The organism is Flavobacterium aureirubrum (genome assembly GCF_038739835.1).
Taxonomy (GTDB): Bacteria; Bacteroidota; Bacteroidia; order Flavobacteriales; family Flavobacteriaceae; genus Flavobacterium; species Flavobacterium aureirubrum.
The window spans coordinates 1-8,747 of the sequence record NZ_JBCGDO010000040.1; the positions used below are offsets into that span (position 1 = coordinate 1).

The 8,747-nt window shown below is 33.2% G+C and carries 10 protein-coding genes; 5 read left to right on the plus strand and 5 right to left on the minus strand.

Features of this window, described 5'->3' with window-relative positions; all coding sequences use genetic code 11:
* Nucleotides 1-101: 101 nt before the first annotated feature.
* Entirely contained in the window at nucleotides 102-230 is a 129-nt protein-coding gene (locus tag WFZ85_RS15360; RefSeq protein WP_342697150.1) for a hypothetical protein, read from the minus strand.
* A gap of 156 nt (nucleotides 231-386) precedes the next feature.
* On the opposite strand from WFZ85_RS15360, the gene WFZ85_RS15365 reads away from it, so the two are divergent.
* From WFZ85_RS15365 to WFZ85_RS15375, 3 genes are all read left to right on the plus strand, one after another.
* Nucleotides 387-1,226 carry an alpha/beta hydrolase family protein gene (locus WFZ85_RS15365; protein ID WP_342697151.1) on the plus strand — a complete coding sequence of 280 codons (840 nt, stop codon included), beginning with the start codon at nucleotides 387-389 and terminating at the stop codon, nucleotides 1,224-1,226.
* Between the two features lie 248 nt (nucleotides 1,227-1,474).
* Nucleotides 1,475-2,953 (plus strand): serine hydrolase, encoded by a 1,479-nt coding sequence (locus WFZ85_RS15370; RefSeq protein WP_342697152.1) that lies wholly within the window; start codon nucleotides 1,475-1,477, stop codon nucleotides 2,951-2,953.
* Between the two features lie 4 nt (nucleotides 2,954-2,957).
* Nucleotides 2,958-4,553 (plus strand): T9SS type A sorting domain-containing protein, encoded by a 1,596-nt coding sequence (locus tag WFZ85_RS15375; protein WP_342697153.1) that lies wholly within the window; start codon nucleotides 2,958-2,960, stop codon nucleotides 4,551-4,553.
* A 284-nt stretch (nucleotides 4,554-4,837) separates the two neighbouring features.
* Here the strand turns inward: WFZ85_RS15375 and WFZ85_RS15380 are convergent, their stop codons facing one another.
* From WFZ85_RS15380 to WFZ85_RS15390, 3 genes are all read right to left on the minus strand, one after another.
* Nucleotides 4,838-5,014, minus strand: coding sequence for a hypothetical protein (locus tag WFZ85_RS15380; RefSeq protein ID WP_342697154.1), 177 nt, complete (start codon nucleotides 5,012-5,014; stop codon nucleotides 4,838-4,840).
* A gap of 129 nt (nucleotides 5,015-5,143) precedes the next feature.
* On the minus strand, nucleotides 5,144-5,743 hold the full coding sequence (locus tag WFZ85_RS15385; RefSeq protein ID WP_342697155.1) for a nitroreductase family protein: 600 nt from the start codon (nucleotides 5,741-5,743) through the stop codon (nucleotides 5,144-5,146).
* 24 nt (nucleotides 5,744-5,767) lie between these two features.
* Nucleotides 5,768-6,847, minus strand: a complete 1,080-nt coding sequence (locus WFZ85_RS15390) for an L-dopachrome tautomerase-related protein (RefSeq protein ID WP_342697156.1) — start codon at nucleotides 6,845-6,847, stop codon at nucleotides 5,768-5,770.
* 96 nt (nucleotides 6,848-6,943) lie between these two features.
* Between WFZ85_RS15390 and WFZ85_RS15395 the strand changes: the two genes are divergently transcribed.
* Complete coding sequence (locus WFZ85_RS15395; RefSeq protein ID WP_342697157.1) at nucleotides 6,944-7,288, plus strand: winged helix-turn-helix transcriptional regulator; 345 nt, start codon at nucleotides 6,944-6,946, stop codon at nucleotides 7,286-7,288.
* Between the two features lie 286 nt (nucleotides 7,289-7,574).
* On the opposite strand, the gene WFZ85_RS15400 is transcribed toward WFZ85_RS15395, so the two are convergent.
* Nucleotides 7,575-7,703, minus strand: a complete 129-nt coding sequence (locus tag WFZ85_RS15400) for a hypothetical protein (protein WP_342697158.1) — start codon at nucleotides 7,701-7,703, stop codon at nucleotides 7,575-7,577.
* A gap of 120 nt (nucleotides 7,704-7,823) precedes the next feature.
* Between WFZ85_RS15400 and WFZ85_RS15405 the strand changes: the two genes are divergently transcribed.
* Nucleotides 7,824-8,513 carry a hypothetical protein gene (locus tag WFZ85_RS15405; protein ID WP_342697159.1) on the plus strand — a complete coding sequence of 230 codons (690 nt, stop codon included), beginning with the start codon at nucleotides 7,824-7,826 and terminating at the stop codon, nucleotides 8,511-8,513.
* Nucleotides 8,514-8,747 lie beyond the last annotated feature (234 nt).

The window sequence follows — 8,747 nt, forward strand, 5'->3', positions numbered from 1 at the left end:
AAAAGCCAAGTTCTTTCCTTGTTTTAGGGAAACAACTTGGGTTAAAATGGATGGTTTTTAATACTCTTGGCGTAAATCCTATTTTCTCTAAATCGATAAGGTTAACGAAAGCATCTATAATCCCGACACTTCGGGAGAACAGGATTGTCCTGACTAATACTGTCTTCTAGACTGCTTACTTGCAGTTGGTTGCGAGCTATTCCTTGCCCCGAAGCGTCGGGATGTTGCATCGTTAAAGATAAAAAAAGGATGCCTTTCTTACAAGTATTTTTGTATATTTGAAAAAGGATTGTGGAAGTTTTTTCACAGTCTGCCGTTAGCGGTATGTTTACTGACGACATTAAACCAATTAGACAATAGTAAGTCTAATGAGAAAACAAAGACATATGAGATTACTAATTTTACTTTCAGTTATACTTTTTTCTTGCAGTAAGGACAATAGCACGGACACACAAATCCCAACTGCTTACCGACAAACTAAAACCATTTCTTATAATTCGGTTAGTGTTGATGTTATAATAGATAAACCAGCAAAAAACGACTTAGATGTTTTGCTAGTATTTCACGGAAGTGTAACCTCAGATAGTGAAATTCTCACTGCTGCAAATAACACCCTAGATAAATTCAAAGGAATTTTGGACAGAAATGATATGATGATTGTAAGTGTAGCATATCCGCAAGAATTTGTCTTGTTAGGTGATAATATTGTCAAATGTGAGGCTGCATTATTATGGTTGAAGAATAAAGCAAGTCAAGAATTAGGGATAACTGTAAATAAAGTATTCTTAGGTGGACACTCTCAAGGAGGTTATATGGTAACAAGACTCAATACTATGCATCAAACAAATGGCGTTATTGCTAATGCACCAGGACCATTAAATCTTGTTTATAGATGTCAATTAGAGGAAAATGGGCAAGTTCAATCAGGTGCTGTATGTACCAAACTTAAAAATGTTTATGGCACGACAACAAGTAACCCCAATGCCTACTTTCAAAGGTCATTACTTAATTTTACAAATGGATTCAAGTCTGACATTTTATTTGTTCAAGGTCTTAATGACACTCCAATTCAAATGTACTCTTGGCCAACTTTTAAACAAGATGTACTAAGTTGCACAAGTTGTCAGAACAGACAGTTTGTTGAAATCACGGGTGGTGAACACGGCTCTCTATTCGAAAGTCCGACTGGCAAGACCGAATTTAATAACTTTATAAATAGCCACTAATCATAAAACCTACCGCTAACATGCGCTAAAAAGAAAGAAGGGCTTTAGTGCAAGTGCTGAGCATTTTTACTATCTTCATCTTTCGGAAGAAATTAAGCAGATGTGCTTTCTATTCCCTTCCTTCTTTTAGCGCAAAACCGTTATGCCTCACCCTAAAAGACGACAAGACAAGAAAAAAAGACCTTTAAATTAAACCTTTGACAATTTTATTAGTCAAAACGAATGTAAATTTTAAACAATTTTACAAGATGAAAAAAATAATAATCATTTGCTTTATAGCTCTACAAAGTAGCAACTTAAAAGCCCAGTTCAATTTTACTCCAATAACACAACTCCTCACAGACAGTATAGGTGTCATTGGTCAAGCTGGACAAAACTGTGGATTTATGATAGTGCAAGGCGATAGTGTAATCTACGAGCAGTACTGGGGAACTTGGAACAGCAATACGTATCAACCGATTGCCTCGGGCTCAAAGATGCCATCAATGGCATTGATTATGAGACTAATTGACGAAGGATTTTTATCTCCAAACGATACTGTTCAAAACTTTCTTCCAAGCTTCAGTGGCAAGCCCGTCATTACTCTTCACCAGTTAATGAACCATACATCCGGTCTACCGGGAAATTCCAGTTATATATCAAACAATAATTTGACTTTACAACAAGCCGTTGACAGCATTGGACTGAATACTCCAATGACATCATACCCTCCAGGAACAGCGTTTCAATATGGTGGTGTAAGTATGCATGTAGCAGGAAGAATGGCTGAAATAGCAACAGGAATGAGTTGGGATAGCCTCTTTCAACAAAAAATCGCTTTACCCTTAGGCATGACCAATACTGATTACATTGGTTTAGGAGCTACTACAAATTTCAGAATCGCTGGTGGTGTAGGGACAACAATGCCTGACTTCTCTAAATTACTAATCATGTTGTTACAATATGGCAGCATTAACAACTCACAAGTAATTGATTCACTTTCAGTAAAAATGATGCAAAGCGACCAAACCAATGGCGTGCCTTTAATTGGCACTCCATACTCAAACGACCCTTTAAGACAGAATCTGAGATATGGTTATGGCGTTTGGGTTGAACAAGAAACCAATGGAGAAACAACACAATATGGCAGTCAAGGTGCTTTTGGGTTTACGCCATGGATTGACCGTTGCAGAAATATTGCCTGCGTATTTTTTGTACGAAAATCATTAAGCACTATTCAACCAACTCATAATCAATTGAGAAATCTCGTTGAGCAAATTATACCAATAAAATTACAGCAACCGACCATAACACTTAACGGCAATCAATTGCAATCAAGCTACCAAAACGGTAATCAATGGTTTTTGAATGACACACTACTGATAGGGGAAACGAATCAATTCATTAACCCAACGCAAAGCGGTAATTATTCGGTTAAATATACTTCTGAGGAAGGCTGTGAGATTTTTTCTAATGAATTTAACCATATAGTGTTGGGCATATCTGATATTCTTAATGAAAATAAAATATTGTTTTATCCTAACCCTGCTAACACCATACTTTTCATTAAAACAGAAGATAATTCTTTGTCCCAATACCAAATCTATAATTCTATCGGACAGGTGATGAAACAGGGAAAATTAACTGAAAATTGTGTTGATGTGTCAGGCTTGCCCAAAGGCATTTACTTCATTCAGTTGAATGTTAAAAATGGGCAAATGTTAAATTCAAAATTTATAAAGGAGTAGAGCTATGAAAAGAATAGTTGCTACTCTAGCAGTTGGTTTGTTATGCATTTCATTGCAGGCTCAAACAGCTAATTATGAGTGGCTAAAATCTTTCAGTGGTTCAAACGATGATGTCGCAAGAGGGGTTTGTTTAGATAGCTTAAGCAATGCTTATGTTACTGGAAGTTTTTCTGGAACTACAACTATTGGTGGGCAAACCCTTACATCTAATGGAGCAACTGATATATTTATTGCAAAATTCAGTTCTAATGGTAATTTAGTTTGGGCAAAATCATTTGGGTCAGTCAATCTAGATTACACTTTCGACATTGATTGCGAACCAGAAGGTAATTTTTTCATTACAGGTGGTTTTAGGCAATCAATGTTCATTCACCCAAGCACTATTGTTACAAGCACAGGTGGATTGGATTTGCTTACGGCAAAATTCAACACAAATGGTGATTGTTTGTGGGCAAAAACCGCAACAGGAACAGCTTCTGAATATGGAAATGAAATAGTTACCACTACTAATGGGAATGTGGCTGTTATAGGCAATACGCAAGGTACAATGATCATCGAATCTGACACCCTTGCACATTTAGATAGTACCGATTTATTTGTGGTAAAGTATGATGTAAACGGGAACAAAATCTGGAGCAAAGGTTTACCAGGAATGGGTAATGCAGGCGGTAGAGCTATCAGTAGCGATGATTTTGAAAACACATACATAGCTGGCTCTTTTGAAGGAAATATTCTTATTGATACTGTAGTTATCAATTCAACAACTGCAGCCAACAACGATATTTTTATTTACAAATTTTCTCCTAGTGGAGCTTTGATTTGGGCCAAACAATTTGGTGGCATAGGCGATGATTATGCAAGAGGTATTGATATAGATGCAAGTGGCAATATCTATGTATCAGGTGTTTTTTCTAATTCAATTGATTTTGATGGATTAATATTAACTGCAGCTGGCTCATCCGATATTTTTTTAATAAAAATGGATAGTAACGGAAATATTATTTGGGGTAAAAAAATTGGGAATAATGGTGCTGAAGAGGGCTGTGAAATAGAGGTAAATGAGAATGGAGAAGTGTTCATTACTGGTGGATTTTCACAATCGATAACACTCGGTTTAACTAACTTCAATTCGATAGGATTTAGAGATGTTTTTATAGCCAAACTAGATAGTTCAGGGAACTTCGTTTGGGCAAAAACAGCTGGAAGTAATCAAGATGATATTAATTATGCTATAGGCCTGAGTAGAATAAATGAAGATATATGCACCATAGGAACTTATTCCGGCACGTTTACTGATGGTATTCATTCAATCACATCAATTGGCGGAGTTGATAGCTATATCTCAAAAATTCAAAGTACAAACCCATTAGGGATTAATACTATCACAAATGGCAATAGAATTCTGATTGTATATCCCAATCCAGCAAACACTTTCATCAATGTTGACTGCAAAAAAGGCTATCAAATTTACAGTTCTATAGGACAATTGGTTAAACAGAGTAGCCAAGCAACAACTCAAATCACTATTTCAGACTTGCCAACTGGACTTTATATTCTTAAGACAGAAAATCAAGTGGGACAATTTATAAAGACGGAATAAGCCAACGCAACACAAAACCAACCTGACATAAAGATGAAACAAACGACAGAAATAGAAGGGCGAAGGCATAACACGGGTAACTGTTGCATAACCTCAATAAAAAACTAAAATTTTAAAATATTTATAAAAAGTAACCTCTTTAGAAGCTATTTTAAGGAGGTTAGTTTTTTAGTTATAATTCAAAGTTGTAAAACTTGGAGTGCTTACAAACGAGTTTTTTAAGTCTAAAAAGACTGATTTTATAAAAGCCAAGTTCTTTCCTTGTTTTAGGGAAACAACTTGGGTTAAAATGGATGGTTTTTAATACTCTTGGCGTAAATCCTATTTTCTCTAGATCGATACTGTTGACAAAAGCATCTATAATCCCGACGCTTTGGGAGAACAGGATTGTCCTGACTAATAGTGCCTTCTAGACTACTTACTTGCAGTTGGTTGCGAGCTATTCCTTGTATATGTTGCATCGTTAAAGATAAAAAAACTATAACTTTCTTACAACTATTTTACTATATTTGGTGCAAGGATTGTGATGTTTTTTCACAGTCTGACGTTAGCGGCAACCCGTGACAAAGGTTACCGCCAATTAATATCAACTATAAAACTTTGACTATTTCTTCCATCTGCAATCTTGATTTATTTTTAATTTTTGGTTGATTGGGGTCATTTTGTTCTCTATAACCAATTGCAACCGCAAATAATGTTGTATAATTTTTAAGGTCAAGAATTGTGTTGTATTCATTGGATTTAATTCCTTCCATTGGAGTAGAGTCAATAGACATACTCGCACAAGCACTCAAAAAATAACCTAATGAAAGATATACTTGATGTTTTAGCCAGGACTTTATTTCTTGTTCAGAAAGTGGTTTTATAAATTGATTATAGTAACCAACTGCTCCTTCTGGAAGGTTTTCATTTATTTGATTTTCAAAACTCTGAATGTCATCAATAGCACAAAACACCACTAAATGACTTGCATCTTTAATTTTCAGTTCATTAAAATAAGAGACTTCTGCTAATTGATTTTTTATTTCTTCATTTGACACAAAAATAAATTTCCATGGCTGACTATTAATAGAAGAAGGACTTAAACGTAAAATTTCTTTCAATTCTTCTATTTCATTATCAGATATTTTCTTCGATGGGTTATATTTTTTGGTTGTATATCTGCTCTTTGACAAGTTTATAAATTTCATTTTTTTATTTTTAAAATTTTAAAATTAATTCGTTTTAATTCTGTATATAAAGTAAGGTGGATTCCCCAAATCAGTTGTACCAGTAAATGCAGGTGTTTTATGAAGTTGATTAACGGCAATGTACAGAAATTCACCTTGTAAACTTACATTATCTACCCATAGCAATCTGCTATCCCTTATGAAAGGCTCAAGTTTCATTGTTTTTTCATTCCATCTATCAATTCCCTTATCATTCAAATTAGAGAAATAATGATTCCCTTTTTTATCAGTTGTTGCACCATCTGAAATTGGCTTATCTCCCACTTTCTTGATTGTTGCTAAAATTTCATCATCATTTTTATTTTCTCTTATTGCCTTTGCTGATATGCTATACCATGTTTTTCCATTCATTGCACCATAAAAAACAGTGTCTTTATCTGTAGAAATTGTAATTGGATTTATTGCAACTCGAGATGGCTTGCCCCCAAAATTTACAATTTGAGAATCAATTACCATGTCAATATTTTCACTTAAAAAAGAAGAATGTTGTTTCAATCGTTTTACTACTTTCGTCTTCATATTAACTATCACAATTCCAGGATTGGCAATATCTGCAAGATATACAAAGCCATTCTTTACATCAACAGCCAAATCTTGAATAAAAGAACCTTTTGGAGCAATATAATCAGGAAGCGTTAGAGAAAAAATAGTTTCTTTGCTTTCTGAATTAAAACCAAATAACCTAGTTTGTCCCAAATTTAACCCCATATCAATTACCCATACATTACCATTTTCATCCGTAGTTACTCCAAGTGGTGTGTCAAAAGAATTCGCTGTAGCCTTTTGATTTGATTCTCTTTGCCAACTTTCATTTGGAAATACTTCTAAAGTTTTAGAGTCTTTAATAACAACAAGTTGCATAGATGGATTACCAAAGGGATGAATAGTTGAAAAAACAACACCTTTGTTATTAACTGCTACGTTTCCTGGGCGAATAGTCATTTCTGAAACAATTTCCAATTGATTATTCCTTTCTGTTTTTTGTTGGGCGTAAATAGAAATTCCAGAACTTATTATAAGTATGAATGTAAGCACCATTACGAGAAATAGATTGTTTTTTTTCATTTTTTTTAACGAATTTATTATACTATAATTTTTATAGTTGCAAAACTATGTATAGTTATTTATATTTGCAATAACGGATAAAATAGATAGTAACAGATGTATTGTATAGACAACAAAGAATTTCCATGTAGTACAAGTTTGACAATGAATTATATAGGTGGCAAATGGAAGGCTGTAATTCTCATTCATTTGATTGAAAAAAAACGCTATAATGAACTTCGAAAAGAACTTTCAATGGTTACAGAACGAACAATTAGTATACAATTAAAAGAATTAGAAGCGGACGGACTTATAAAACGTACAGTTTACACAACAAAACCACCTTTAAAAGTGGAATATGAACTTACCAATTTTGGAAAATCATTAATTCCGTTATTAAATGAAATTTCAAGATGGGGAAAAGAGACAGCGAAAAGTAATACAAACATTCTAAAAAAATAAAGGCAGCCGCCAACACACGTAACTGTTGCACAACCTCAATAAAAAACTAAAATTTTAAAATATTTATAAAAAGTAACCTCTTTAGAAGCTATTTTAAGGAGGTTAGTTTTTTAGTTATAATTCAAAGTTGTAAAACTTGGAGTGCTTACAAACGAGTTTTTTAAGTCTAAAAAGACTGATTTTATAAAAGCCAAGTTCTTTCCTTGTTTTAGGGAAACAACTTGGGTTAAAATGGATGGTTTTTAATACTCTTGGCGTAAATCCTATTTTCTCTAAATCGATAAGGTTAACGAAAGCATCTATAATCCCGACGCTTCGGGAGAACAGGATTGTCCTGACTAACAGTGTCTTCTAGACTGCTTACTTGTAGTTGGTTGCGAGCTATTCCTTGTCCCGAAGCGTCGGGATGTTGCATCGTTAAAGGTAAAAAAAACTATAACTTTCTTACAACTATTTTACTATATTTGGTGCAAGGATTGTGGAAGTTTTTTCACAGTCTGACGTTGTGCGATATTTTACCTCAAAAAAAAATAAAATGAAATCAAATTTTTTATTTATAGTTTTATTAATATTATTCGGAAGTCATTCCTTTGCTCAAGAAAAAATTGAAAGAGAATTTAATTCTATTATTACTTTTAGTTCATTTTCACCAATCGTGTATTATGCACCAAGATGGAATATAGGATATATAAGAAAAATTGACAAAAAATATTGGTTAGGTCTTGAATTAGGATACGGAAGTAAGGATATTTCGGTAAATTTTGCAGCAGATGGTGGTTGGATTAAAAATGACTATAAAATATTTGAAATTAAACCTGAACTTTATTTCGATTTGAGACCAAACTCAAAACAAAAACATTTACTCTCTGTAGAATTCCAATATGTTAACCATACTGATAAATTTAATAACAGTTGGTATTTTGACTTAAATGACAAAACTTATTACAACTATGATTTTGCAGACTACAAAAGAATTAAATATGGAATAAATTTAAATTATAATCTGATTTTTAATATTACCACGAATTTGGCATTAATGCCAAAAATTGGTATTGGTTATAGAAAAAGAGTTGTTCAATACTCTAATATAGTAAATAGAATTGAGGACGAATTTTTTGAAGAAGAAGGATTTGTGTTGCCTGATTTCAATGGTTTTTTACGAGATAATGGAGATATTGGTGGCTTTAATTTTAATCTTGATTTAAGAATAATATATAAATTGTAAAAAAACATCGCACAACAGCCGTAACTGTTGCACAACCTCAATAAAAAACTAAAATTTTAAAATATTTATAAAAAGTAACCTCTTTAGAAGCTATTTTAAGGAGGTTTGTTTTTTAGTTATAATTCAAAGTTGTAAAACTTGGAGTGCTTACAAACGAGTTTTTTAAGTCTAAAAAGACTGATTTTATAAAAGCCAAGTTCTTTCCTTGTTTTAGGGAAACAACTTGAGCTAAAA